25 protein-coding genes and 1 pseudogene are annotated in these 25,855 nt (G+C 50.5%); 2 read left to right on the top strand and 24 right to left on the bottom strand.

Going from position 1 to position 25,855, the window contains the following annotated elements; genetic code table 11:
* Nucleotides 1-279: 279 nt before the first annotated feature.
* Both H3L95_RS03455 and H3L95_RS03460 read right to left on the bottom strand, forming a co-directional pair.
* Nucleotides 280-1,647, bottom strand: coding sequence for an FAD-binding oxidoreductase (locus H3L95_RS03455; protein WP_003756943.1), 1,368 nt, complete (start codon nt 1,645-1,647; stop codon nt 280-282).
* Nucleotides 1,648-1,781: 134 nt separating this feature from the next.
* Entirely contained in the window at nt 1,782-2,084 is a 303-nt protein-coding gene (locus H3L95_RS03460; RefSeq protein WP_049224223.1) for a hypothetical protein, read from the bottom strand.
* Between the two features lie 566 nt (nt 2,085-2,650).
* Here H3L95_RS03460 and H3L95_RS03465 point away from each other — a divergent pair.
* Nucleotides 2,651-3,130 carry an FKBP-type peptidyl-prolyl cis-trans isomerase gene (locus H3L95_RS03465; protein WP_003756947.1) on the top strand — a complete coding sequence of 160 codons (480 nt, stop codon included), beginning with the start codon at nt 2,651-2,653 and terminating at the stop codon, nt 3,128-3,130.
* A 115-nt stretch (nt 3,131-3,245) separates the two neighbouring features.
* On the opposite strand, the gene H3L95_RS03470 is transcribed toward H3L95_RS03465, so the two are convergent.
* From H3L95_RS03470 to H3L95_RS03505, 8 genes are all read right to left on the bottom strand, one after another.
* On the bottom strand, nt 3,246-4,139 hold the full coding sequence (locus H3L95_RS03470) for a hypothetical protein (RefSeq protein ID WP_003756948.1): 894 nt from the start codon (nt 4,137-4,139) through the stop codon (nt 3,246-3,248).
* A gap of 39 nt (nt 4,140-4,178) precedes the next feature.
* Complete coding sequence (locus H3L95_RS03475; RefSeq protein WP_003756951.1) at nt 4,179-5,081, bottom strand: DUF4299 family protein; 903 nt, start codon at nt 5,079-5,081, stop codon at nt 4,179-4,181.
* Between the two features lie 101 nt (nt 5,082-5,182).
* Nucleotides 5,183-5,959 (bottom strand): hypothetical protein, encoded by a 777-nt coding sequence (locus H3L95_RS03480; RefSeq protein WP_003756953.1) that lies wholly within the window; start codon nt 5,957-5,959, stop codon nt 5,183-5,185.
* A gap of 184 nt (nt 5,960-6,143) precedes the next feature.
* The gene (ilvD, locus tag H3L95_RS03485) at nt 6,144-8,003 is read right to left on the bottom strand and encodes a dihydroxy-acid dehydratase (RefSeq protein ID WP_009173430.1); all 1,860 of its coding nucleotides are present in this window, start codon (nt 8,001-8,003) and stop codon (nt 6,144-6,146) included.
* 280 nt (nt 8,004-8,283) lie between these two features.
* Nucleotides 8,284-9,102: a YwqG family protein gene (locus tag H3L95_RS03490; protein ID WP_003756959.1), complete on the bottom strand. Its 819-nt coding sequence runs from the start codon at nt 9,100-9,102 to the stop codon at nt 8,284-8,286.
* Nucleotides 9,103-9,225: 123 nt separating this feature from the next.
* Nucleotides 9,226-10,056: a symmetrical bis(5'-nucleosyl)-tetraphosphatase gene (locus H3L95_RS03495; RefSeq protein ID WP_003756961.1), complete on the bottom strand. Its 831-nt coding sequence runs from the start codon at nt 10,054-10,056 to the stop codon at nt 9,226-9,228.
* A gap of 80 nt (nt 10,057-10,136) precedes the next feature.
* On the bottom strand, nt 10,137-10,526 hold the full coding sequence (locus H3L95_RS03500; RefSeq protein ID WP_003756963.1) for a RidA family protein: 390 nt from the start codon (nt 10,524-10,526) through the stop codon (nt 10,137-10,139).
* Nucleotides 10,527-10,708: 182 nt separating this feature from the next.
* Complete coding sequence (locus tag H3L95_RS03505) at nt 10,709-12,064, bottom strand: tetratricopeptide repeat protein (RefSeq protein WP_003756965.1); 1,356 nt, start codon at nt 12,062-12,064, stop codon at nt 10,709-10,711.
* A gap of 306 nt (nt 12,065-12,370) precedes the next feature.
* On the opposite strand from H3L95_RS03505, the gene H3L95_RS03510 reads away from it, so the two are divergent.
* Complete coding sequence (locus H3L95_RS03510) at nt 12,371-12,577, top strand: hypothetical protein (RefSeq protein WP_003756968.1); 207 nt, start codon at nt 12,371-12,373, stop codon at nt 12,575-12,577.
* Between the two features lie 51 nt (nt 12,578-12,628).
* Here the strand turns inward: H3L95_RS03510 and hemW are convergent, their stop codons facing one another.
* The 14 genes and pseudogenes from hemW to murB all read right to left on the bottom strand — a co-directional run bounded on the left by hemW (nt 12,629) and on the right by murB (nt 25,843).
* Entirely contained in the window at nt 12,629-13,804 is a 1,176-nt protein-coding gene (gene hemW / locus H3L95_RS03515; RefSeq protein ID WP_003756969.1) for a radical SAM family heme chaperone HemW, read from the bottom strand.
* Nucleotides 13,805-14,029: 225 nt separating this feature from the next.
* The gene (locus H3L95_RS03520) at nt 14,030-14,797 is read right to left on the bottom strand and encodes a DUF6630 family protein (RefSeq protein WP_241429708.1); all 768 of its coding nucleotides are present in this window, start codon (nt 14,795-14,797) and stop codon (nt 14,030-14,032) included.
* Nucleotides 14,798-14,875: 78 nt separating this feature from the next.
* Complete coding sequence (locus tag H3L95_RS03525) at nt 14,876-15,385, bottom strand: hypothetical protein (RefSeq protein ID WP_003756975.1); 510 nt, start codon at nt 15,383-15,385, stop codon at nt 14,876-14,878.
* Between the two features lie 247 nt (nt 15,386-15,632).
* Nucleotides 15,633-18,944, bottom strand: a complete 3,312-nt coding sequence (locus tag H3L95_RS03530) for a TonB-dependent receptor domain-containing protein (RefSeq protein ID WP_003756978.1) — start codon at nt 18,942-18,944, stop codon at nt 15,633-15,635.
* 266 nt (nt 18,945-19,210) lie between these two features.
* Nucleotides 19,211-19,804, bottom strand: a complete 594-nt coding sequence (rdgB, locus tag H3L95_RS03535; RefSeq protein WP_003756980.1) for an RdgB/HAM1 family non-canonical purine NTP pyrophosphatase — start codon at nt 19,802-19,804, stop codon at nt 19,211-19,213.
* 9 nt (nt 19,805-19,813) lie between these two features.
* A complete protein-coding gene (locus H3L95_RS03540) occupies nt 19,814-20,044 on the bottom strand; it encodes an NGO_0222 family membrane protein (protein WP_003741840.1) in 231 nt (76 codons plus the stop codon).
* Nucleotides 20,045-20,183: 139 nt separating this feature from the next.
* Nucleotides 20,184-20,397: pseudogene (locus H3L95_RS03545) on the bottom strand (HI_0552 family protein); the annotation flags it as partial.
* Nucleotides 20,398-20,527: 130 nt separating this feature from the next.
* A complete protein-coding gene (locus H3L95_RS03550; RefSeq protein WP_003741838.1) occupies nt 20,528-21,148 on the bottom strand; it encodes a DUF1269 domain-containing protein in 621 nt (206 codons plus the stop codon).
* A 154-nt stretch (nt 21,149-21,302) separates the two neighbouring features.
* Nucleotides 21,303-21,533, bottom strand: coding sequence for an NGO_0222 family membrane protein (locus tag H3L95_RS03555; RefSeq protein WP_019270290.1), 231 nt, complete (start codon nt 21,531-21,533; stop codon nt 21,303-21,305).
* Between the two features lie 156 nt (nt 21,534-21,689).
* The gene (locus tag H3L95_RS03560) at nt 21,690-22,580 is read right to left on the bottom strand and encodes an NAD(+) kinase (RefSeq protein WP_003756985.1); all 891 of its coding nucleotides are present in this window, start codon (nt 22,578-22,580) and stop codon (nt 21,690-21,692) included.
* 20 nt (nt 22,581-22,600) lie between these two features.
* Nucleotides 22,601-23,173, bottom strand: a complete 573-nt coding sequence (locus tag H3L95_RS03565) for a ubiquinone biosynthesis accessory factor UbiJ (protein WP_003756986.1) — start codon at nt 23,171-23,173, stop codon at nt 22,601-22,603.
* A 110-nt stretch (nt 23,174-23,283) separates the two neighbouring features.
* Entirely contained in the window at nt 23,284-24,093 is an 810-nt protein-coding gene (locus H3L95_RS03570; RefSeq protein WP_003756988.1) for an SDR family oxidoreductase, read from the bottom strand.
* 47 nt (nt 24,094-24,140) lie between these two features.
* Nucleotides 24,141-24,791 (bottom strand): TetR/AcrR family transcriptional regulator, encoded by a 651-nt coding sequence (locus tag H3L95_RS03575; RefSeq protein ID WP_003751497.1) that lies wholly within the window; start codon nt 24,789-24,791, stop codon nt 24,141-24,143.
* An 11-nt stretch (nt 24,792-24,802) separates the two neighbouring features.
* On the bottom strand, nt 24,803-25,843 hold the full coding sequence (gene murB, locus H3L95_RS03580) for a UDP-N-acetylmuramate dehydrogenase (RefSeq protein ID WP_003756989.1): 1,041 nt from the start codon (nt 25,841-25,843) through the stop codon (nt 24,803-24,805).
* Nucleotides 25,844-25,855 lie beyond the last annotated feature (12 nt).

Raw genomic sequence — 25,855 nt, forward strand, 5'->3', positions numbered from 1 at the left:
TGCTGGGTTGATTGGGCTGAGGCAATATTGCCTTGAGTGCAATCTGCGAACCATGTCAAAGGTCGTCTGAAACTGGGATTAGGTTTTCAGACGACCTTTTCGATTTTGGCAAATATAGTGGATTAAATTTAAATCAGGACAAGGCGACGAAGCCGCAGACAGTACAGATAGTACGGAACCGATTCACTTGGTGCTTCAGCACCTTAGAGAATCGTTCTCTTTGAGCTAAGGCGAGGTAACGCCGTCCTGGTTTAAAGTTAATCCACTATACTGAATTGCTTACGGCAGGAGTTTGCCCGGATTCATGATGTCGTGCGGATCAAGCTGGGCTTTGATGGCGCGCATCAGAGCGATTTCGGATGGTGTGCGGACGCTGGGGAGCCAGTGTTTTTTGATGGTGCCGATACCGTGTTCCGCCGCGATGGTACCGTGGCAAGCGAGGATGTGTTCATAGACGATGGTGTTGACGGCATCTTCGTAACGGTAGGCTTCGTTGCTCAAGACGTCGGGCAGGAAGGTGTTGTAATGCAGGCTGCCGTCGCCCAAATGTCCGAAGCAGACAATTTGTATACCCGGAAAACGGGTTTCCAAGGCGGGGGCGCATTGACGGACAAAGGTGGCGACTTGGGCTATCGGGACGGCGATGTCGTGTTTGATGCTGGTGCCGAGCTTGCGCTGGGAGGCGGAAATGTTTTCACGCAGCGTCCACAGATCGAGGCGCTCTTGTTCGGATTGCGCGATGATGCTGTTTTCTTGGCCGTTTTGATAGAGAAACTCGGCAAGTTTTTCATCGAGCGCGGCATCGGGAACGGAGTCGGTCAGTTCGAGCAGAACGTGCCAGTTTGCATCGGTCGGCTGTTTAAGACGGCTAAACTCGGAAGACAATGCCAAAGCGTAGCGGCTGATCAGCTCGAAACTGGTTAGACGTTCGGCAAAATGCCCTTGTACCGCAGTTAAAAGCTCTACGGCAGATTCGATGTCATCCAAACCTACCCATGCGGTGGCTGTGGTTTGCGGGCGGGCGAAGAGTTTGAGCGTGGCGGCGGTGATGATGCCGAGCGTACCTTCGCTGCCGATAAAGAGGTGGCGCAGGTCGTAGCCGGTGGTATTTTTGTGTAGCGGTTGGAGATGGGAAACAAGTTCGCCATTGGGCAAGACGACTTCCAAGCCTAATACCAAGTCGCGCATACTGCCGTAGCGTAAAACGTTTAATCCGCCGGCGTTGCAGGCGATATTGCCGCCGATTTCGCACGAGCCTTCGCTGGCAAGACTGAGGGGGAACAGTCTGCCTGCTTCGGCTGCCGCTTTTTGGACGTTTTGCAGGATTACGCCCGCTTCGACGGTGATGCTGTTGTCGGCAAGGTTGATTTCGCGGATGCGGTTGATTTTGGAAAGGTTGAGCAGTACGCCGCCGGAAGCTACTGCTGCGCCGCACAAACCGGTATTGCCGCCCTGTGGGGTAACGGGGATACGGTGTTCAAAACAAAACCGCATGATTTCTTGTACATTTTCTATGGAATGCGGTTGCAAGATGATGTCCGGTTCGGAAACAAAGCGGCGGCGCTGGTCGTTTAACAAGGCCGGAGTGGCTTCGAGGATTTCGGCGGGGGAAAGGAATTCAAGAAAACGGTCGTACAGATTGGGCATAACGGGCAGCAGGATGGTTTGTGTGTGTACGGAAGATTATATAGCGGATAAGGGAAGCGAAAAACGGTAAAGGTCGTCTGAAAAACAAAAAAGCAGGATACAATCCGTATCCTGCTTTTTTAACTGTAAAAATATTATTTTGCAGCAGAAGCGGCAGAAGCAGCAGCTGAGCTGGCAGCAGAGGCAGCACCGGTTGCAGCAGAAGCAGCGGTATTAGCTGCAGAAGCGGCAGTGTTGGCAGCAGAAGCAGCGGTGTTAGCTGCAGAAGCGGCTTCAGTTGCAGAGGAAGCGGCAGAAGCGGCACCAGTTGCAGAAGAAGCGGCAGAAGCAGCAGTTTCAGAAGCACCGGAAGCGGTAGGAGCAGCAGTATCAGCGCCTTTGTTACAAGCAGCCAAAGCCAAAGATAACAGAGCAGCAGCAATCAGAGATTTTTTCATTTTGAGAACCTTCTTTAAATCGATTTAAGTAGAACAAAACAACAAAACGACATATAAGTCGTTTCATTTAGAGTAAAAATTCATTGCTGAATTTCCTGCATTATGCCCCACAGGGTGCTTCGGTGCAACGATACGGACGAATTAGTAATTTTTAATCAATCTGAAATGGACGAAAGACGGGGGTAAAACTAGTCCGCATTGGCTGTTATTCAATGTACATTTGAAATAAATTGTATAGTAAAATTTATTTATTTCATGCGTTTACATTTGAAGAATGCGCTATGGGCCTTTGTTTTCAATCGGTTTAAATGAAATGCGGGCAGTTGTTGCGCATAAAAGCAAAAAGTTGTAAAAAAGTTACACAAATATAAAGATTATCAAAATTTACGCTTTTACGCGCAATATGTTAAATATTGTGCATATAAATTTATAATTGTTAGTTTTGATAATTTTGCGATAAATCTCCGTGCATGACGGCGGTGTGTTAGAATGCTTTAGATTTGTTGGCAGAGGGTTGTCAATAAAGAAAACCTGTTTTGATAAACGGTCATGATAAAGGATAAAAAATGGCTATTGAAAAAAATTCTGTGGTTTCGCTTCACTATGAAATGTACGATGTGGACAACCAACTGCTGGACAAAACCGAAGAACCCATCGTCTATCTGCATGGCGGATATGACGGCATTTTCCCTTTGGTGGAAGAAGCTTTGCACGAGAAAAACGTCGGCGATACCGTTGAAGTCGCGCTGTCTCCCGATGATGCTTTTGGCGAGCAAGATCCCAGCCTGGTGCGTATCGAAGATGTCAGCGTGTTTCCGGTTGAAGTGGAAGTCGGCATGATGTTTGAAGCCGATGATCCTGAAACCGGCGATGTCTTGATTTACCGCGTAACCGATGTAGCGGACGGCAAAGCCGTAGTAGACGGCAACCATCCGCTTGCAGGCATGAAAATCTTGTTCAAAGCGACAGTTGACGGCGTACGCGATGCGACTGAAGAAGAAATCGCACACGGCCACGTTCACGGCCCGCACGGTCATCATCACTAATTAAGTTGATTTGCAATGCAAAAGGTCGTCTGAAAACAGGATTGGGTTTCTGTTTTCAGACGACCTTTTTGTATTTTGTTAAGAATATTGCTGTGGTATGACATCACTTAATGGATTAATCTTCGGCATAAAATTCATATATGTCGGTTTCACTCCGGGTAAAAACCAGGGCCAATTTACCTTCAGGTATTCTTTTTTGGGACATGCCGCCGATGCAGATTCCTAGGCTTGGAAAGGTGAGGTAATGTTTTCCTTCGAGAAAATGATGTTCGTTTTTTAGTTTTTCTATGCTCTCAGTTTCAAAGAGATTCAAGCCGTTGAAAATAGGATATGTGTATTGATTGCAAGTGACGGCAACCAGCCTGTTTTCCTTATATTGCAATTCGTACGAACCTCGTGTTTCAAAAGTGCTCCCTAAAATATTGTGTTGCAAAACTCTTTCTGCTTTGCCGAATTCGGCAATGATTTGTTGCATGGTATTGCCGAGTTTGAAAAATTTACCGTTTGTTTCTACGCCTTCAAAGGATGAGATTTTTACTTCATGAGGTTCTGCTTCCGAAGGTTTCTTTTTGACTTTATTTTGCCAAAAATCTGTCAACTTGGTTTCTTCCTTGGAAAAAACGATAACGGCTTTGCCCTCCGGTATGCGTTTTTGACTCATGCCACCAATGCAGATACCGAGTTCAGGAAAGGTAATATACGATTTTTCTTCAATAAAATCATTCTGCTGCTTGATTTCTTCTAGGTCTTCGGCTGTAAAGACGTTTACGCCGCCAAGCATGGGGTTGGTATGTTTGTTGCAAATGATGGCAACAAGTTTATCTGCTCTATATTTTAATTCACAAGCAAATCTGTATTCGGTAGTAATATTCAAAAGGTTGTCTTGCACCACTTCGCTGGCCTCTCCAAATTCGGCGATGATTTGTTCATTGGTGTTACCAAGCTCAAAAAATATGTCGCCTAAATCCACGCCTTTAAAAGGGATAATCTGAAACTTGTTGACCGTCATTTTGATTGCCTCATTTTATAAATGGTGGCTGTCTGAGCATTATTCGATGGCAAGCTGAGCCAATTCGTCTTTCGTGAATGCTTCCAGCAGAATATACGCTGCGTCAATAAAGCGGTATTTTTCTTCAGGCAGCCGTGCGATAAAGGTTTCGTAGGGCAGCTCGGTAGGTGAATCGTCATCGTTGGTAAAAATCAATCTCCAGCTGCTGATATCGTTGTTGGATATATCCGGATCTGCGCCGTATTCTATTTCTGGTCGATAGGGCAGAATGGTCGGCAGTTCAGGGTTTAAGACATAAAAGCCGACGAGCTCTCCCGTGTCACTATTTTTCCCAATCATTTGATGAGCGGAATAGGCATCCAGCCATTGGGTTTCACGCATCAGGCGGCTGAAGGCTGCGAGTGGGTCGTTGTCGGTTAGAATTTTGTCGCGAATCTCTTTGTTCAGTGCCACAGGGCGGGTAACGCCGTAGAATTTATAGTTTTGTATTTCGTCTTCATCTTCAAAAGGCACCATGGATATACCGGCCTGTATGTCTGGTTTGAAATCGAAGGTTTGGATGGTGTCGGCAGTGAAGGTTTCATCGGTTTCGCAGGTAATCGGTTGTTTGAGCGCGCGGGCTAAATCGGCGAGATATTGCAGGGCGATTTGCCAGTCTTCCAAAGTGCTGGGCGTGAATTGCCGCACAGCGTATTCCTGTGTGTCTTCATCAAAGGATAATTCAAATCCCCTACCGCTTTTTTCGTTCACGCCAAGCAGCAGACATTCGAAGTCGGATAACGGCAGTGTTTGAAATCGCTTTAAATCAAAATCTTCATCGTGTTCATCAAATGAAAATTGTGCCAGCGGCTGCGATGAAAGCTGGAAACATTCCTGCACGGTTAATACGGGCATGCGGCTAAATAGCTTTTTGGGATTTTTGATGTAGAAAGAAATGCTCATCGGAATATCCTTTCCAAATTTTGGCGGTATTTAGCCGTTATTTGTAGGCAGCCTGCACAATGAAATTGATTCAGGCTGTTTTGAGTTTTCAGACGGCCTCATCAGTGGATGTCTATTCCTTTGCGTTTAAATTCATCCTCCAACTGCCGGATATGCTGTTCCGCTTTGAGGAGCTGTCTGTAATCGTCGGGGTGCATCGTATCGCGCAGGTTCATGCTTTTCAGGCCGAGTTCGCTTAGGCCTTGCACTTGGGACGCAGCCGTTTCAGTTATCCGTTGCTTTCCCGACCATCCGCCGGAGCGACTTATTTTGGTAATGCTGACTTGGCCTGCGGGCGCGTCGTAGAAGTTGTATGCGGCCGAGTCTTTGGGGTTGGGTTTGCCGTCCCGATAAAAGGTCGTCCATAGCAGTTTGTTGGTCTGTCTGGAATATTCCAGTTCGTGTCCCTGTATGTTGCCGTTGGCATCAAGGGTGTAAAGTTTGACTAGTGGTCTGATCGTGGGGTGCTTCGAGTCGGTCGGCATCGGGTGGTAATTGCCTTCCCAGCAGCGTTGCATGCGGTCTGCAACAGGGGTGCAGTGTTTGGGAGTGCGTGCTTCGTTCAAACGAAGCCAGTTGTTGATTTTAGCGAGTTCTTCGGGTGAGAGGGGTGTGTATGAGCTGCTGTCTGACGGGCTGTCGTATGACGGTCTACCGTATGACGAGCTGCTTGGCGAATAGTTGGTACACGTAGCGTTGCCATATACCTGCATGCAGTACCCTATACGGTTCATTTCCTGTGCGTGCTGTTGGCGCAGTATGTTTACGTCGGCCACCACGAATCGGCTTGCCACCAATTCGAAGAATGCCAACAGGATAGGTAAAATCGTTTTGTGCATGGGGCGGTTTCCGTTTCAAGGTAAAAAATCGGGTATTGGGGTTTAAGAGAATCCGCGTTTTAAAGCTGCCTGAATATTTATTTGCGTGGATTGGATTCGGGAAGGCGGTGTGCAGGCTGCTTTTCGGTTTTCAGACGACCTACGATACCGTATGGTCGTCTGAAACCTTTATTGCCGTACTGTTTTACCGTTCGATTTGCGATACGTCGCGCACCGCGCCTTTGTCGGCGGAAGTCGCCATGGCACCGTAGGCACGCAAGGCGGCGGAGACGTAGCGGTCGCGGTTTTCCGGTTTCCATGCTTTGCTGCCGCGTGCTTCCATTTCGGCGCGGCGGGCGGCTAGTTCTTCGTCGGACACTTTCAGGTTGATGCTGCGGTTGGGGATGTCGATTTCAATCGTATCGCCTTCGTGTACCAAACCGATGGCGCCGCCTTCCGCCGCTTCGGGCGAAGCGTGGCCGATGGAGAGGCCTGATGTGCCGCCAGAGAAGCGTCCGTCGGTCAGCAAGGCGCAGGCTTTGCCGAGGCCTTTGGATTTCAGGTAGGAAGTCGGATACAGCATTTCCTGCATACCCGGGCCGCCTTTGGGGCCTTCGTAGCGGATGATGACGATGTCGCCGGCGACGATTTGGTTGCCCAAAATGCCTTCGACGGCGGCTTCTTGGCTTTCAAACACGCGGGCGCGGCCGGTGAATTTGAGGATGCTCTCGTCCACGCCTGCGGTTTTCACCACGCAGCCGCGTTCGGCGATGTTACCGAACAAGACCGCCAAACCGCCGTCTTGCGAGTAGGCGTGTTCGACGTTGCGGATACAGCCTTTTTCGCGGTCGAGGTCGAGGGTTTTCCACATACGGTTTTGCGAGAACGCTTGGGTGGTGCGCACGCCGCCGGGCGCGGCTTTGAAGCGTTCGATGGCGTGGGTGTTTTCGGGATTGGTCACGTCCCATTTTTCAATCGCGTCTTTCAGCGTCGGCGCGTGGATGGTGTACACGTCGGTGTGCAGTTTGCCCGCTTTGTCCAGTTCTTTCAGAATGGCGAAGATGCCGCCGGCGCGGTGCACGTCTTCCATGTAGTAGTCGTGGTTGTTGGGTGCGGTTTTGCAGATGCAGGGGACGACGCGGCTTAAGCGGTCGATGTCGGCCATTTTGAAATCCACGCCCGCTTCGTTGGCGACGGCGAGCAAGTGCAGGATGGTGTTGGTGGAGCCGCCCATGGCGATGTCCATAGTCATGGCGTTTTCAAACGCTTTTTTGGTGGCGATGCTGCGCGGCAGCACGGTTTCGTCGTCTTGCTCGTAATAGCGTTTGGTGATTTCGACAATCATGCGGCCGGCTTCGAGGAATAATTCTTTGCGGCCGGCATGGGTGGCGAGGTAGGAACCGTTGCCGGGCAGGGACAGGCCGAGCGCTTCGGTCAGGCAGTTCATGGAGTTGGCGGTGAACATGCCGGAGCAGGAGCCGCAGGTCGGGCAGGCGTTTTGTTCGACTTCTTCGACCTGTTGGTTGCTGACATTGTCGTCCGCCGATTCAATCATGGCGTCAATCAAGTCCAAGCGGCGTTCGGGCTGGATGTTGGCCACACCGATGACCTTGCCCGCTTCCATCGGACCGCCGGAAACAAAGATGGTCGGGATGTTCAGGCGCATGGCGGCAATCAGCATTCCGGGGGTGATTTTGTCGCAGTTGGAAATGCACACCAGCGCGTCGGCGCAGTGGGCGTTGACCATGTATTCGATGGAGTCGGCAATCAAATCGCGGCTGGGCAGGGAGTACAGCATGCCGCTGTGTCCCATGGCGATGCCGTCGTCGATGGCGATGGTGTTGAATTCTTTGGCGATTGCGCCCGCTTTTTCAATTTCGCGGGCAACCAGTTGACCCATGTTGTGCAGATGGACATGGCCGGGAACGAATTGGGTGAACGAGTTGGCAACGGCGATGATGGGCTTGCCGAAGTCGGTTTCCATCACGCCGGTGGCGCGCCACAATGCGCGTGCGCCCGCCATGTTGCGGCCGTGGGTGGAGGTTTTGGAGCGGTATTCTGGCATGGGGTATTCCTCAGAGGGGTGGTATTTTGAAAGACGAGCCGTCTGAAATAAAGGTATCGACATGAGCAACCTTTGTTTCAGACGGCCTTTAGACCGGTATTTTATATGAAATACCGCATAATAAGAAATGCTTTAAGGCAAACGAAAGGTCGTCTGAAACAAGGTTTCGACTTTACGAAAACTGTTTTTCAGACGACCTTGATGGCAGGTGGGGGATTTATTAATCGAACTTATCCGGTTCGTACAATTCATCCCCACGCGGCTTGCAGCTAGCGGGTGGTTAACCACAATCCCAGCTATATGCTACTTTGGAAAAATCTAGTTTGGCTAAATCGTCGGGGTGAATGAAGAAACCGCCCACACCTAGGTCTCCCCATATGATTTCTATCCCGTCCTCCCATTCACTTTGCAGTTGGAACAGCAGGATATAGTCTTTCAATTCATCGTGCTCTTCGCGTGGGTCATTTTGGGTGAAATCAGGGTAACCGCCTATCTGGTGGCCACCACTGAAGCTTTCCATGACTTCATATTCCAAATCTTCATTGCTGTGAATCTGCCAGAAATTTTCGTTCTTACCGCCTTCATACCTTTCCAAAATTTGTGCGAAACGGTAGTCGCTGCAACTGACAAGCTGCGTTCCCTGTTCGAACGACATGGCAAAGGACTGTTCGGGATTATGCGGCAGGCCGAATTCTTCGCCGTAGTAATGCGGATAATCCGACTGCTGGAGGCTGTCGTCTTCCAATACGTCGGCATGATAAATTACGCGGAAGCCGTCATTGTTGAGCAGATTATCCAGATCGCAGCCGTATAAATCGTCACTGTGGATGAAAAACTGCAACAGACCTTGTCGGGGAAAATTCTCCAGCGGTGGTGTTTGGGCGAAGTTGATTTGTGCCAACAGCGTGAGCGGATCACCATTTGCCGTGTGTGGATATTCGGCACCGAGCGGCAAATAGGGAGCGCCTCCGACTTTGCTGTCCCAGCGGCGCAGGCTGCTTTTGTCTGCAGGTGACAGCTTGATGCGGACAACGGGTTTTTCAGTAGACAAAAGCTGCTGCCGGTAGGGGGTGATGAGCGGATTTTCCCAGTTTATCATTTCATTTTCCTTTTAATTTTTCAGTGAATTAACGATATAAAGGTTGTCTGAAACCACATTATTGTCAAACCGAAATCAATTTTCAGACGACCTAAAAACTTATACTTTTCTGGTTTTCATGGCTCATTTCAAAGCCGTTTTCCAGTCCAAACCGCCAAGGGAGGGGACTTGGGTGATACTGTGGTCGGCAAGGTTGATGGCGGTCAGTTCGCCGCCCCAAAGCGCGCCGGTGTCGAGGGAGAGGATGTTGTCGGTGTTCATAAAACCCAGCGAAGACCAGTGTCCGAAGACGATGGTGTGGCTGAGGTTTTGCCTGTCGGGGGCTTTGAACCAAGGGCGCAGGTTCGGGGGCATTTTTTTGAGGGTGGATTTGTAGTCGTAGTCGAGTTCGTTTTTCAGTGTCAGCGCGCGCATTCGGGTGAAGACGTTGAGAATCATGCGCAGGCGGTCGTAGCCGGTCAGATCGTCGCGCCATTCGGCGGGTTTGTTGCCGTACATTTTGGAGAAAAACTTTTTGTATTTTTTGCCGCGCAGTTCGGCTTCGGTTTCGCTGGCAAGCAGTTCGGCGCGGGCGATGGTCCACTGGGGCAGGATGCCGGCGTGAACCATAACATGGCGCACGCCTTTGATCAGCAGGGGCTGGAAACGCAGCCATTCGAGCATTTTTTTGCTATCGGGATGTTGGAGGATGGGGGTGATGGTGTCGCTGCGCTTGACCGTGCCTTCGCCGTAACCGACGGCGAGCAGGTGCAGGTCGTGGTTGCCGAGAACCATGCGGACGCTGCTTTCGTGTTCCATACAGAATTGGAGGACTTCGAGGGATTTGGGGCCGCGGTTGACGATGTCGCCGACGAGCCAGAGGGTGTCTGTACCGTGGTTGAAGTTGATTTTGTCGAGCAAAAGGGTGAGTTCGTCGAAGCAGCCTTGAATATCGCCGATTGCGTAGTGTGCCATTGTTGTTATTGTCCGATAGTGTGTGGTGTTTCAGACGACCTTTGGCTTGTGGGAGGTCGTCTGAAAACGGGTTGCGTGTCTTATGCGTTCAGTACCAGCACGGCTTCGGCTTCGACCTGCACGCCTTTGGGCAGGGAGGCGACACCGACGGCGGCGCGGGCGGGGAAGGGTTCTTGGATGAACTCTGCCATGACTTCGTTGAAGACGGCGAAGTTGGCGAGGTCGGTCAGGTAGGCGTTGAGTTTGACGATGTCGCCCAGCGTGCCGCCTGCGGCTTCGGCAACGGCTTGCAGGTTTTTAAAGACCTGGCGGGCTTCGGCGCGGAAGTCGCCGTTGCCGACAACGGTCATGGTGGCGGGATCGAGGGGGATTTGACCGCTCATGTAAACGGTGTCGCCTGCGCGCACGGCTTGGCTGTATGCGCCGATGGCGGCGGGGGCTTTGTCAGTGTGGATGATGGTTTTGGACATGATTTTCTCCTAGAAAGAGTGGGCAGAACGAAATTGCAATAATACAAAATTTTTTGCTAATTAGGGAGTTTGGTCAAAGGAGATTAAATGTGCCCAGGCGGCATTTTTAATATTCTAAAAGCGTATTAAAGGAAATGTCTTAAAGATGAATCTTGGATTTATATGCTATACAACCGCATTTTTTATGATGTAAATCGTTTAGCTATTGATTTTAAGAGAATAGAGTCTCCATGACCATGGGAAAAATATTTTGCATTTTCGATTTCATTAATAAAATCAGGATGTAATCCTAATAAATTATCTTCAAATTTCAATATACTTGAATCCGTGGTTTCCCAAGCCGTATCCAAACTTTTAATTATTAATTCTTTCAATTTATTAAAAGCATTTTTAGCTTTGGTTATATCTTCTTCGTTTTGGGCACATTCTTTGAGTAAAAGAAATAACCTTGTTAAAACAGTTTGAGTCCAATGGTTAAATGGAAATTCTAAAAAATGCTCGTATTGTTGAATTGCTTTTGACAAATTTTTATTAATCCCAAGCCCTTCTTGATATGCGAAACCTAAATATAACACTCCAAGATAATTTGGAAATTGTTGCTGTTTATTTGACCTTTTAATATAAGAGTAACCATTCTCATCTGTATCAAGCATCATCGGTCCTTCTACAATAGGTAATGGATTAAATCCGCTAATTTCTGCCGATTTCCTCGCGTATTCAAAAAATTGTTGATATTTTCGTGTGCAATAAGATAAATATGCTAATTTATTCAATGCAAAAGGAAAGTCATATTCAGTAGCTTCTTTATAATATTCCATTGCTTTATCAATATCTTTTTCAATATGCCCATTTACGCCAATTTCATAGATTTGCCCTAGTTGATAGAGAGCCAACTCATCATAATTTTGGGCTGCTGATTTATAGAATTCCAAGGATTTAGAGTATTTTTGTTTTTTGTAAAAATAAAAATTACCTAAATAAGTCTGTAAACTCCCTAAGTTATGTTTTTCTGCTAAGTCTTCTAATCTATTCTGTTCATTGTAATTTTTATCTAAGTTCTCCCAAGCATCTAGAATGAATTTAGGTTTGTTGTTATAAAATAAGGTTGCGGCATTGAAGTAAATTTGCAAATCACTATCCCAAGAAAGTATTTCTTGAGTTTCTATTGTTTTGTCAATAATTCTTTTTATTTCTAGTTCTTTATCATTATCGATATTATCTAATACTTCACTTTGATTTTGCACATTAGGGTATTCTTTAGATACTGCTTCCCAGCATTGCTTCCAAGTAATTCTTCTACTTTTATCTTCATATAGTTTAAAACGAGGTTCTCTTTTATCATTAGTTTTTAATCGCCCTAGCCCTTGAGAAAATCTTTCACAGAATAACCTTATCTCTTCTTCCTCTTCAGCGCTGGATAGATGCCGAATTTCGTCATCATGTAAAATATTGAAAACCTCTTTAGCTAGGTCATTATCCGACCAGTTTTTAAAGTTCTTTAGATTCATAAAGTTAGAAAATATTTCTTTATTTTCCATTATAAACTCCTATTTGTCCCTAATTTTGTCGCTGTTTGTCCGAGTGCCGAATTTATCATGACCATATTCGCTAAATATCCATTAGCGGATAATCTTCTTATCAATTTTAAAAGGAAACAATTATGGCAACCAATAATACTGGTAATACAAATCCCAACTGGCCAAGCCGAACAGGTAACCCTTCAGGAGGTGGTCGTGGTAATAATCCTGCAAAAGGTAAATAATACCCCATACTAATATAAACCTGAACCGTTATTGATTCAAAGTTCGGTAACGGTTTCTAAAAACTCAAGAAGGAATATATAAATGAACAAATTCAGTACAGATACCAAAATAGATAAATTGGTCAAGACCAAAATCAAAGAAGGCTGGAAAGTGAAATTTGGTAAAAAACATCCAGCATTAATTGCTCCTAATAACCGTAGAATTGCAATCCCCATAACACCAAGTGATTGCAAAGCTTTTTATAGTTTTCGTCTTCAAGTCAAACAACTTATGCTTTGTCATTCTTAATTTCATGCGGTTTGAAATTCTTTGGATAGTTTTCTTTCATCTTGGATAAACTCATAAAAAGCATTGCAACAAATCGTTTAAAAACAACCGTCCCCGTTCGGTCGGGCGGAACACGGTCGGATCGGTTGCCAACAAACCTTTTTGTCTTGCCGTTTCGATTTGCGCCATGATTTTGGCGGCGGGTACGCCTGTGCGTTCCTGCAACATCGCGGCGGGTACGCCGTCGGTCAGGCGCAGGGCGTTCATCATGAATTCGAACGGCAAATCTTCGGCGGCAACGGTTTTGCGTTCGACGGCAGCACTTGGCTGACTTTGCATTAAGGCGAGGTAGTCGTTGGGGTGGCGGCGGCGGACGGTGCGCTCAATGCGGTCGGGGTAGGAAATTTTGCCGTGCGCGCCCGCACCTATGCCCAAATAATCACCGAACTGCCAGTAGTTCAAATTGTGGCGGCACTGCATGGCAGGTTTTGCAAAAGCCGATGTTTCGTAGTGGATAAAGCCCGCGCCTTCCAGCGCGCCGTGTACCGCGTCTTCGATGTCGAGGGCGGCTTCGTCTTGCAGCAAACCTTTCGGCGGCATATGACCGAACGGCGTGTTCGGCTCCATTGTCAGATGATACGCGCTGATGTGGGTCGCGCCCGTAGCGATGGCGGTTTGCACGTCATCCAATGCCGTCTGAACAGTCTGGTTCGGCAGTGCGTACATCAAGTCGATATTGACTTTATCAAATAATTTCAAGGCGGTGTCGATGGCGGTTAGGGCTTCTTTGCCGTTGTGGACGCGCCCCAGCCGCGCAAGCATATCGTCGTTGAAACTCTGCACGCCAATAGAAAGCCGCGTGATACCCGCATCTTTAAATCCTTGAAATTTCTCAATTTCAAACGTACCCGGATTGGCTTCCAACGTAATTTCCGCTTCCGGCTGCAAGCGCAACAGCGAACGCACGCCGCTCAACAAACGGTCAATCGACTCCGCCTGAAACAGGCTGGGCGTACCGCCGCCGAAAAATATCGTTTCCACCGGCCTGCCCCAAATATTGGGCAATTCGAGCTGCAAATCGGTCAGCAGCGCGTCGATATAGGCGGCTTCGGGCAATCCGTTTTTCAGACTGTGGGAATTGAAGTCGCAATACGGGCATTTTTTGATGCACCACGGGATGTGGATGTAGAGTGACAGGGGCGGCAGGGCGGTGAGTTGTCCGGGGCGTTGGAAAGTGATTTGGGTCATGGTGTGTTTTTTGGGATTGAGGTCGTCTGAAATTTTTTCAGACGACAGTTGCGGTATTATATAGTGGATTAACTTTAAATCAGGACAAGGCGACGAAGCCGCAGACAGTACAGATAGTACGGAACCGATTCACTTGGTGCTTCAGCACCTTAGAGAATCGTTCTCTTTGAGCTAAGGCGAGGCAACGCCGTACTGGTTTAAAGTTAATCCACTATGAGTTTCGTGTCAGATGGTTTTATTGGCCCGCTGCAAGGATACACCATATTGTTTCGATACTTTTTCAAAATCGGCTGTGTCTTGTTGCGGGATGATGATAAAGGTGTAGTAGTCGCTTCCCGTGTCTGCACTGTAAAGTACCGCTCCGGCGGCTTCAAATAAGGGATATACGGCCCTTGCCAGCTCATCGGGCAGATCTTCTTCAAGCTGCTGTTCGGTCCAATTCAGGACGACATTAAAACGTTCCGCCATTTCTGCGATGCAGTCAATAAAACCTTCCCCGTCTTTCCAATCAACGGAAAACAGATGTGCGTAGTCTTCGAGATTATTGTGTAGGATGAAGCCTTCGGTTAAGAGGTTTTTAAATACGGCGGTTTCGTTATTTTCTTCCTGCGTGTTATTTTCCCCATCTTCATCTTCCTCTATTAAGTCTTGATGGATATTTTCGATAATGATGCCAACGGTTTCCGGCCGGTCGCGGTAAATGACATCCAGCCAATGCCGGAAAAGTGTTTCATGATTTTTTAATGGGCGGAACATTGTGTAAATAAACAAACAGATAAAAAATAAAGGGAACATCAGCCACATCAATAAACGCCACAAAACGACAATGACGGGCAGAAAAGGCTTTGAGACAAACAACAAAGTTTTAGAAATAAACAGTAACAGGATTAATGATAAAGCTACTATAGACGACAATATCAAACGAATGGTTTTCATCAGCGGAATAAAGGGCAGCAAGAGTAGTTTCAAAGGTTGATGACGGGAATGGGCCATAAATTCGGTTTTATTTCGGCACAAGGACAATCTCAGGTCGTCTGAAATTTTTTCAGACGACCTGTTGTCTTTATGCCGTTAAAGTCTTTTGCGAATCCAAGACGAGAGTTTGGGCGCACCGAACAGTAGGAAAATCCCGATAAGGAATTGGGCGGTGCTGGCGAATATACCGGCTTGGTTTTGCGTGCCGAGATTCGCCCAAATGGATGTCTGCGTGTCGGTAGAGATAGATTGTGTAAAACGATAAATAGAGAACAAGTAAATCAGTTCGGGTATGGCTTGGGAAAGAGTGTATATGCCGATCAAGACAATACCTGTCGTCATCCATGGAGCGGGGTGTTTTGGGGTTTCTTGTGCGGTTTGCAGATGTTCGGGCAGCAGGCGGTTGGCAATGGTGGCAGGGAAACACCATACAAGCAGCCATGCGGCCAAATAAAAGCCGTAGATGGATAGCGGCAACAGGAGTTGTGCGCTGTTATATTCGCTTCCAGACTGGGCAAATATGGTAACGATGCTGCTGAGCGTTTGTACGATACCGATTAAAACGATTAAACGGACGGCGACGATCAGGATTTGTTTGGGGGACATGAGTTTCTTTCGTGATGTGGTGGGTTTGGGTCGTCTGAAAAAGCATTTCGGGTTTTCAGACGACCTATCATCGATTTATAAGGCTTTGATTTTTTTTAATAATTCCCGTAACGCTTACTCCACCTGAGGCTTTTGGGAATCATGGGTTGCGGGTCGTTTTCGTGGCAGGCAGAAACGCAGGCATCATAGCAGCTTTTGTTGGAGAGGTCGTCTGAAATTTTCAGACGACCTTTCAAGCATTGCCCCGTCAGAATTTGCCTGTAAACCCGACGGTAACCGCCCGTCCCGGTGCGGGGATGGGGACGTTGGACATCGGGTCGAGGTAATAGCGGTTGGTGAGGTTGCTGACGCTGAAGTTCATGCTCAGGTTTTTGCTGAAGTTGTAGCGTCCGTAAGCGTCCCATACCAAGGCGGAACGCCAGTGGTAGGGTCTGCCCGATGCCTGCATAATCCGCGCCAAGCCCTGACGTGCCAGTTTGTCCTGTTGGTCGGTATCGACGGTGCTGTGGTAGATGCCGCGCATACCTAGTTCCAGCCTGTTATTGAAGCGGCGGGTGCCGACATCGAGGTTGAGCGAGTATTTCGGCTGCATGGTTTGATAGAAACGGGTGGCGCCGAAACCGCCGTCGATACATTCGGGGATGCGGTTGTTATAGACGTCGTAGTTGAAGGCGGTCGATTTGTCACAGGTGCGCTGCTTTAAGCGGTAGTTCGCGCCGAATGAGGCAAACCATTTGCCGCTGTCGATGCGGCTTTGCAGCTCGATGCCGCTGGTCTGTTTCTTGTCGTATTGGGTCAGGTTTTTGTTTTCGGTAATGTCGATGGCGTTTTTGATGGTGTTGTTGTAGTAGGTCAGGCGGATGTTGCCGTGTTTCAGCCGTTGCCAGTAGGGTGTGAAATTGAATGAATAGCCTGCCTCCCAGTTGGTGCTGCGTTCGGGTTTCAGGTTGAATTCGGTATTGTAGGCTTCCAGCAGGTTGACGTTGGTGGTGGTTGCTTCGTAAATGCTGGGGAAGCGGGTCGCCTGCGCGAAACGGGCGAACAGGCGGCTGTTGTCGGTCAAATCGTAGCTGACAGCGATAACGGGCGACCATGCACCGGCTTTCAGATGTTTGGGCAAGGGCCATACTTCGTCTTCGTTGGCGGGTTTTTTATAGAGGCGGTGGCCGCCGGTACTGCCCATCGTAGTCGCCCGCTCTTTTTTTTGCAGATAGGGTGTTTGAACATCATCTATTGCAGCATTGGTTAAATATTTAAAATAGCTGCCTTGCAATCCCTGCGGATTGTTTACTTTTTCGTTAAATTGCCCTTGCGCGAAAACCGGCCCTTGATGTTTGCCGTCGATATAGGGTGTATAGACTTCTTTCTGCCGGTAAACGGCTTCGTCGTGGTTGAAGGACGGGTTATCTACCTGTGGATTGTCGCCGTTTGCGTTGGCATAGATGACTTCGCCGGTCTGCCTTTCTCCGTTAATCGAATATCCTTTATCGTTATAGTCATAACCGTATTTGTTGCGGAATTCGTTTATTAGACGATTTGACTCGTCAACATCTTCTGTTCTCAGGATTTTCCGCACATCGTCCGCTTCTTCTTTATTTGCAATCAGTTCGTAATAGGGGATATAGCTGCCGAGTATATATCCGTCCGAGCTTTTCCCTCCTTGTAAATCGACGGAATAAAACGGATCTTTTCTCGCCCGCCTTGCTTTTGCCAAGGCATCGTCGTAAGCCCAGAATTTGTCGTAGCGTATGCCTGCCTGAATGTTCAGGCGGTCGGTTGCCTGCCAATCGAAAGCAACTCCCGCGCCCCATTCGTGGCGGCGTCCCGCCCTCGGACCGGCAACGGCTGTGGCGGCTGTGGCGGCACCGATGATGTCGAAGATATCTTTGTCGTTGTTGGTGATTCGGTTGGATTCGTCCAGTTTTTCATATTGGACGTTGGCGGAGAGGGTCATGGCGAGCTTGTCAGTCAGGCGCATGCGGTTGCTGATGTCGGCGCCGGTACGGGTGGCGCGGGTGCGCTGTTCCACGCCTGATTTGACGCGGTATGCGCCGGGAACAGGAGGCGGATCTTTCGGCTCTTCGGCAGGAACCAACCCTTCGGCAACCAGCTCGCGGCAGCCTATGCCTTCGCTGATATGTCTGCCGATAAATTCGTTGGGAATTTTATTGTGGACAAAGCAGTTGGCCCATTTGTCGTATTCCTGATCGCCGTAGGTAACGGCCAAATCCGGCCCGCCGCTCTGGTGGCGCGAGCTGGTGGTTTTTGTGCGCCAAATATTGGCCTGCAAGTCTATCCAGCGGCTGCCTTCGGGTTTCCATTCGTAGCCGATTTTGTGGCTTTTGGTATCGATGGTGGAATTGAGCGTCTGCACGGGTATGACCAGCGGCGGCCTGCCGGTGAAGTTGAACTCGTTGCTGAAGCCCAGCAGTATGGCGTTGTAAAAGGGGTTGTTTTCGCCGAAACGGACGCGGGTGCGCATATGGCCGAGGCTGATTTTCTGATTATTGGGCAGATACCAGTTGTTTTTCAGCAGCAGGCTTTTGCTTGCCACATTGCTGTTGAACACTTCTTCGCCGGGGCGGTAGAGCTTCGCCATGTTCGGTATCATGGTCGCGCCCGTATTACCGAAATCCGCATTGTCCGGGTCGTATTCCGGATTGTTCAGATAGCCGCCCGCCCCGCGTTTGCCGCTGAAGTAATTGCCTTTTTTGCGGTCGCTGTAAGCAATCAGGCCGTCTGAAATATCGGTTTTAAACGCCGCCGAAACCATGCCCGAACGGTCGTCTTTGAAATTGCCGATTTTGCTGCTGCGGCTGCGCGGCGGTTTTTTCTCTTGGAAATCGAGTGCCTGATAAGGCTCCAACGTTCCGGCGACTGCGCCCGCCGCCCCGTCTGCCGTCGGCCTGCCCGGAATGGTGCGGTAATCTTCAACACCGAGGTATTGCAAATTATCAACGCGGGGCTTGGCCGTATTGCCCGAAAAACTGCCTTTTATCTGAATACCCCATTTTTTCCCTTCGGGAACAATGTCTTCCGGCTCGATGGTTTGAATGGCGACCGAACCGCCTACTCCCGATTTGACACCTCGGGTCATCGACGGCCCTTTTTCTACCGCAATACTGCGGAACAGGGCGGGATCGACATAGTTTCTGTCGGCAACGCCGTAATTGTTCATCCATACGTCGACGGTCTGTTCCGTTCCGTCAATGGTAACGGGGATGCGGCCTTTTCCGGCGATGCCGCGGATGCTGGGCGTAATCGCGCTGCCCGCATTGCGCGTATTCATGTTGTATACGCCGTTGAGCCCCTTGAGGATGTCGCCGGCGGCATCGGGGCGGTAGCGTTCAAGGTATTCTTTGCCGAGGTAGGCGTTGGAGACGTTTTTGCTGTATTGCTGCGCTTCGCCTTTCTGGTTTTTGGTCAGGCGTTTGCCGCGGACTTCGATAGTGTCGAGGACGGCGGTGTCGGGGGTAGCCGCATCTGCTGCCCACAGGTGCGGGCTGTGCCACAAAATACTGAGGCAGGCGACGATGGTTTTGAAGGGGTAGTTTCTCATGTGATGACTCCTTGTATTGTCTTTATAACAGGCGCTCCGTCGGGTGCGGACGGTAATCAATCTTCAAGGAGTGGTTTGTAGAATGTGTTTTATGTTTTTATGATGGGGATTTTTGAGTAAGGATATTTGCTGTTTTTTTGGATATTATAAGTTTTTGAAAAAATTTTATAAGTTTTGTTCCTTTGGTGGTGCGTTTTACGGATAAACGGGATGAAAAACGTCGTCTGAAAACGGCGTGGCGGGTTTTCAGACGACGTTTTTGTTGTTCAGAGGGCTTCGATTTTTTTCAATAATTCCCGCAATGCTTGCCCCCTGTGGCTTTCGGCGTTTTTGATTTCGGGGTCAAGCTCGGCGGCGGTGCAGTTGTGTTCGGGCAGGTAAAAATGCGGGTCGTAGCCGAAGCCGTGGGTCCCTGCGGCTTCTGCCTGCCATTGTCCGCGCCAGATGCCTTCGGCGATAATGGGCTGCGGGTCGTTTTCGTGGCGGACGAGGACGAGGACGCAGACGTAGTGGCAGCTTTTGTCGGCTTGGTCGGCGAGGTCGTCTGAAAGACGCTTGTTGTTGGCTGCATCGGATTTGGGGTTTGCTCCGGCATAGCGGGCGGAGAGGACGCCGGGTGCGCCGTTTAATGCGGCGGTGCAGATGCCGGAGTCATCGGCGAGGGCGGGCAAGCCGCTGTGTTTGGCGGCGTGGCGGGCTTTGGCGAGAGCGTTTTCAACGAAGGTGTGGTACGGCTCGGGGCATTCGGGCGTGTCGAACTGGGATTGCGGCAGGACTTCGATGTTCAAATCGGCGAAAAGGCGTGAAAATTCTTTGAGTTTGCCTGCATTACCACTGGCGAGGACGATTTTGTCGAACATGGGTTTTCCTTAATGGGGTTCGGTTTGTTGCGAGCGCATGATTTGTGCGCGGGCTTTATGGCGGATGTAGAGGGCGAGGCTGCCGATTTGGGCGAAGACGGCGCCGAAGGCGAATAGGAAGGCGGCGACGGCGAATTGTTTGCTTTGGATGGAAAGCAGGTAGGCGCCCAACGTTACCAATGCGATGAAGAGCAGGGTGAAGAGGATGGTCAGAATGAGGAAGGTTCGGCGTTTGGTCATTGGTTTTGTTTGTTTCTTTTAGATTTCAGGTAGCCTTAACGGCAGATGGGGGAAGCTTGCTTCCGCTCACAGCCGCACATTGTGGCAGGCTTCGTACACTGGCAGCAGGCGGTGCAGGGTTTCGACTAGCCAGGTCGCGCTGCCAGCCGTTGCACCAGCGTTCGATATGCGGCGGGGCAAAGCCCGCGCCCAGTTGTGAGGCTACCTGTAAAACCAACGTGCGCCACACTTGCCACGCGGCTTTGTAGTCGGCCTTGCTTGGTTTGCGCTTCGGTTTCGGGCTGGTATTGGCGGATTTGGGCGAACTGGAAAAATGGGCGTTGGAATAGGTCGCAGCTTTGCGGGGTGAGCATGATGGTTTGGCGGGGCATGAAAAAGGGAGAGGCTACCTGAAAAATAGATTTTCAGGTAGCCTCAAACCGGTTTGGCATGCATCCGAAACGGAAAATTTGAGCGGTTACATACCTTGGGTTGGTGGCAGTGTTATTTCAACTTGGCTGCCAATTTGTCGAATTTTTGTTTGATGTCGGCCTTGAAGGCTTCCACTTTCTCTTTGCGCTCGGCTTTGCGCTGTTTTTTCCACGCTTCGTGTGCCTGACGTGCCACTTCTTCCTGCGCTTCTATTGCTGCCAATACGTCCTGTTGGGCAACGGCTGCATCTTGCCGGAGAATAACGGTTTTGAAACGGTGGAAGAAGGCATCCAATACAGCTTCGTCGGATTCTTGCGCCAAAATAATGATTGCAGTACTGCCGTTATCCAGTTTTTTGGCTGTATTTTCCAGCAACAACCCCTCTCCCAATGTTTGGGCAGTGCCTGCATCACTGCCGATGAGTGCGCCAGTAGCTCCACCCAACAGAACACCGATAGGACCGCCGAGAATGCCGACCAGTGAACCAATGAGGCCGCCCGTCCATGTGCCTTCGACCGTATTGGCGGTAAAGTCGGTGCTTTCTGCTGGGATAATCAGACCATTTTCCTTTTTAATCAAAACGGCTTGTGCCACCAAAGCATCTGTTGTCTGCGAGTAAGCTTTCAATTCAGAAAAGGCTTGATAAGCTTCGCTGGAGATGTTGAATAAGACAACGATGATGTTTTGTTTCATAAGTCTACTCCCGTGGGTTGAAAGATTTAAGAACATACAAGTTGTATGCGGTGTCAGTGTAAATTGCAAGGGGGGGGGGAGCAATGCGGCAAACAAAACTTTACCTATGTAAAGCCTGTAGAACCGGCAAACGGATAACGAACAATACCCAGCCTTAATGGGATTCGGTTTGTTGCTCACGCATGATTTGTGCGCGGGCTTTGTGGCGGATGTAGAGGGCGAGGCTGCCGATTTGGGCGAAGACGGCGCCGAAGGCGAACAGGAAGGCGGCGACGGCGAACTGTTTGCTTTGGATGGAAAGCAGGTAGCCGCCGAGCATGATGAGTGCGATGAAAATCAGGGTGAACAGGGCGGTCAGCAGGAGGTAGGTTTTTTGTCGGTTCATGATTGGGGACGTTTTTGATAAAGGGCGGACGTGGGGTTTAGGTTGTCCGTTTGTTGTTAGATAGGGATGGCGTTGGTTTGGGAATGGGGGAAGGGTTTGTGGGTTGATGAGGTCGTCTGAAAACTGGGCAATCGGGTTTCAGACGACCTTTTGTTTTTATACGAGCTGTTCGCCCCAGTGCAGCTTTTGCCGCAGGGTTCGGAAGTATTGGTAGTCGGCGGGATGGAGGATGCGCAGGGGGTTGTGGTAGCGGCGGATGATGATGCGGTCGAGGTTTTGTACGTCGATAAAGGATTGTCCGTCGAAATGGACGCGGGCGTCGCCGCTTTGGGTAACGAGGATTTCGATTTCGGAAGTATCGGGGATGGCGATGGGGCGGTTGGTCATGGATTGGGGGCAGATGGGCACGAGGGTGAAGGCGTGCAATCCTGCTTGCATGATGGGGCCGCCGGCGGCAAGCGAGTAGGCGGTGGAGCCGGTGGGGGTGGAGACGATGAGGCCGTCGGAGCGTTGGGTATAGACGAATTCTTGGTTGATGAAGACTTCGAACTCGATCATTTGTCCGGCGCCGCCGCGTGAGATGACGGCATCGTTGAGGGCGAGGGCACGGTGGATGGTTTCGCCGTCGCGGACGAGTGTGGCTTCGATGAGGATGCGCTCTTCGGGCAGGTATTTGCCTTCGAGGACGGGCAGCAGCTCTTCGGTCATGTTTTCGCGGGGGATTTGGGTGAGGAAGCCTAAATGCCCTTGGTTGATGCCGATAACGGGCACGGTACGGGGGGCGATTTCGCGGGCGACGGAGAGGAAGGTGCCGTCGCCGCCGAGGACGATGACGAGGTCGCAGTGTTTGCCCAAGTCGGATTTGCTGACGATGTGGCAGCCGACGGTATCTTGAACATAGATGCAGCGTTCTTCTATTCCGATTTCGTCCAGATAGACGGTGAGGCCGTGTCCCTGCAGGAAGTGGATGAGGGTGTGGGCGGTGTTTTGGATTTCGGGGGTATTGGGGCGGGTTACGATACCGATGTTGTGAAACGGGCTGTTCATAGGCATGGGTCGTCTGAAAATTAGTCTATCCAGATGTCGCGTTCGAGCCGGTCGAGGCGTTCGTTGAGGCGGGCGACGTCGTCGCGCAGTTTGTCCACTTCTTCCATCCAGGCGGACAGGGTGGCGGCGTCGATAACGGGGGATTCGGGTTCGCGGGAAAAGTCGCTGATTTGCTCGGCTATGCTTTGTCCGATTTTTTTGACGGTTTGCCCGATGTTTGCGGCGCGTTCGCTGATGCTGCCTGCGAGAGAGTCGCCGAAGATGCGGGCGAGGTCGTCTGAAGCGTAGTAGCGCAGGCTGCCGAGTATGGGCAGGACGGTCATGCCGAGCATGAGGTCGCCTTCGAGGCTGATGTCGCCGACACCGGGTTCTTGTCCGGTCAGGATTTTGCGGATGGCGCTTTGGTGGAAGGTGATGAGGGTGTCGGCGGGTTGGTCGGCGGTTTCGAGGAAGCCGTCGTGATTGATGCGTCCGGTCAGTCCGAATCCGGCGAGGTTGAGGCTCAGGGTTTTGCCTGACAGGCGGGACAGGTCTTGTTGATGTTCTGGATTTTGCTGTATCAGGTGGTTGATAACGGGAAATAGGGCGGACATAGGGTGTTCTCGATACTTTCGGGCTTGGGGTTGTTAAGTAAGACTGTGTTTTTTGGTTTTGGTTTTGCCGCTGCCGAAAGGTTGTCTGAAACGGTCGCGGAGCGCCAATTTTACAGGCTTAATCCGTCGGCGGAAACGGTATTTACAATTTTGCCGCCGCCAGTGCCGTCGGGTGCGAAATCGGGCGGCGGGAGACCGAGTTTGGCGGCTTCGGCGGTGTAGAAATCGCGGCGGGTCGGGTGGCGCGGTTCGACGATGTTGCGGATGCGTCTGCCGTTTGGATGGAGGGTCGTCTGAAACAGGGTTTCGACGGCGATGTCGCGGTGGACGATATTGACGGGCCGGTTGCCGCCTTGGATGTTTTGTTTTTGAACGAGGCGGCTGACGGGGTGGCGTTCGGCGCAATAAAGCCCGCCCAGACGCAGGATGTCGATGTTTGGCACGCCGCTGTCGAGCAGGTATTGTTCGGCAGCAAGGATTTGGCGGGCGGACTCGGTTTGCGGATCGGGTGCGGAAGTTTCGTCGCATTCGCGCGCTTTATCGCCGTAAACACTGGTGCTGCTCGTGAAAATCAGATGTTGCACGTTGCACGCTCGGGCAAGTTCTGCCCATTGTTTGACGGTGTCGGCGTAATGCGTCAGCGAGGATGGCGGCAAGAGGCAGAACCAAACGGGTTTGTCGGCGTGTTGCCGCCAAAAGCTTGTATCGTGGGCAAGGTTCGCGCTTTGAAACATGTCGTCTTGATTGAGGTCGTGGGTGTCGAGGTGTATGGGCAGATTAATATCGTCCGAAGTCAGGCTGCGCTTGACGGCGGCAACGCTGCTGCCGTGTTCGTAGAGTTTTTGCGCCAAAGGACGGCCGAGATAGCCTAGGCCTAAGATAGATACGTCGGGGGAGGCGGAAGGAGGGGTATGTATCATGTTTATAGATGAATGCCGTCTGGAAATAGGCTCAGACGGCATGGAAATTATGACTGCGCACCGCCTATTTTCCGGTCGTATTCCTCGCGGTGTTCCGGCAAGAGGTAGGGACGCAGGAGACTTAAGGTACGGCGGATGCCGCGTGCTTTGGAGTCTTCGGTCAACTTGGTTCGCCCGCGCAGGGAGCTGTCGAAGTCAAACCAGTATTTCGTGACCATCCACATATTGACGGCGAGGTCGTTCATGGCGGTTTGGTCGGCTTGGATGATGTTCAGACCGTTGAGCTGGGTGAGCAGGTTGACCAAGAGCGGAGAGACTTTGGCTTGGGTGAAGGTGTTGTGCTCGCCCAATAGTTCGGCACTGCGCGCAAGCAGGGTGTTCACGTCGCTGAAGAGGAAGCGGTATTCCCACATAACGTCGTAAATGCCCGCCATATAGTTGATGGAGTCTTCCACATCGGACGGCAACACGGCTTCATTCAGGTATGCCAGCAGGGCTTCGCTGTAACGTTTGAACAGTTGGACGATGATTTCGTCTTTGTTGCGGAAGTGGTAATAAAGATTGCCCGGACTGATGCCCAAATGCGCCGCGATATGGTTGGTGCTGATGTTGCGCTCGCCTTCCTCGTTGAAGAGCGTCAGGCTGGCGTCGATGATGCGGGTGTAAGTATTGGTTTTTGCAATGCGGGTCACGGGCATACTCCTTGGATTTACAGGCTGTACGAAGCGGGCAGCCAATTGGGTTCGGCGTGTAATTCTACCTGAAATCGAGTAAATACTGTATCGCAGACATGTTGCGCCAGTTGCCGGACGTCGTCTGAAGAAGCATTGTTTTTGTTCACCAAAACCAAAGCCTGCCTGTCGTGTACCGCCGCGCCGCCGATTTGGAAGCCTTTCAGACGGCATTGATCGATCAGCCAGCCGGCGGCGAGTTTGACCGAGCCGTCGGGCTGCGGATAGCGCGGCATATCCGGATGCTGCTGCAACAGGGAAGCGGCTTTTTCCGCGCTGACGACGGGGTTTTTAAAGAAACTACCGACATTACCAAGTACGTTAGGATTAGGCAGTTTACTGTTGCGGATTGCACACACTGCATCGGAAACGTCTTTCGCCGTCGGCATTCTGCCCGCGCTCAGTTCGGCAACGGCGGCTGCCAAATCGCCGTAACCCAAATTCGGTTCGAAACGCTCTTTCAGGGCGAACACGACCGAAACAATCACATAACGCCCTTTGCCTTCCTGCTTGAACAGGCTTTCGCGGTAGGCAAAGCGGCAGTCGGCATTGGAAAGCTCGACAAAGGTTTCCGTATCCAAATCGAAGCAGCGCACGCTGTGAATCACGTCTTTCGCCTCCACGCCGTATGCACCGATGTTCTGCACGGGCGACGCGCCGACCGTGCCCGGAATCAGGCTCAGGTTTTCCAGACCGCTCAAACCCAGCGCGACGGTATGCAGGACAAAATCGTGCCAAATTTCGCCCGCCTGCGCTTCGATGTAAACGAGGCCGTCTGAACGCGCAATCTCGCGTATGCCTTTGTTTTCCATATGGACGACCAGTCCGGCGTAATCCTGCATCAAGAGGATGTTGCTGCCGCCGCCTAACCATAAAACGGTATCGCGGTCGAACTCGGGCAATCGGACGATGTCTCGCAATTCTTCGGCGTGTTCGAGCGCGATAAAGGCTTGGGCTTGGGCGCGAAGACCGAAGGTGTTGTAGGGTGTGAGGTCGGTTTGGTATTGGATGGGTTGCATGATGATTTGTGA

The sequence above is a fragment of the Neisseria sicca genome, from assembly GCF_014054945.1.
GTDB lineage: Bacteria > Pseudomonadota > Gammaproteobacteria > Burkholderiales > Neisseriaceae > Neisseria > Neisseria sicca.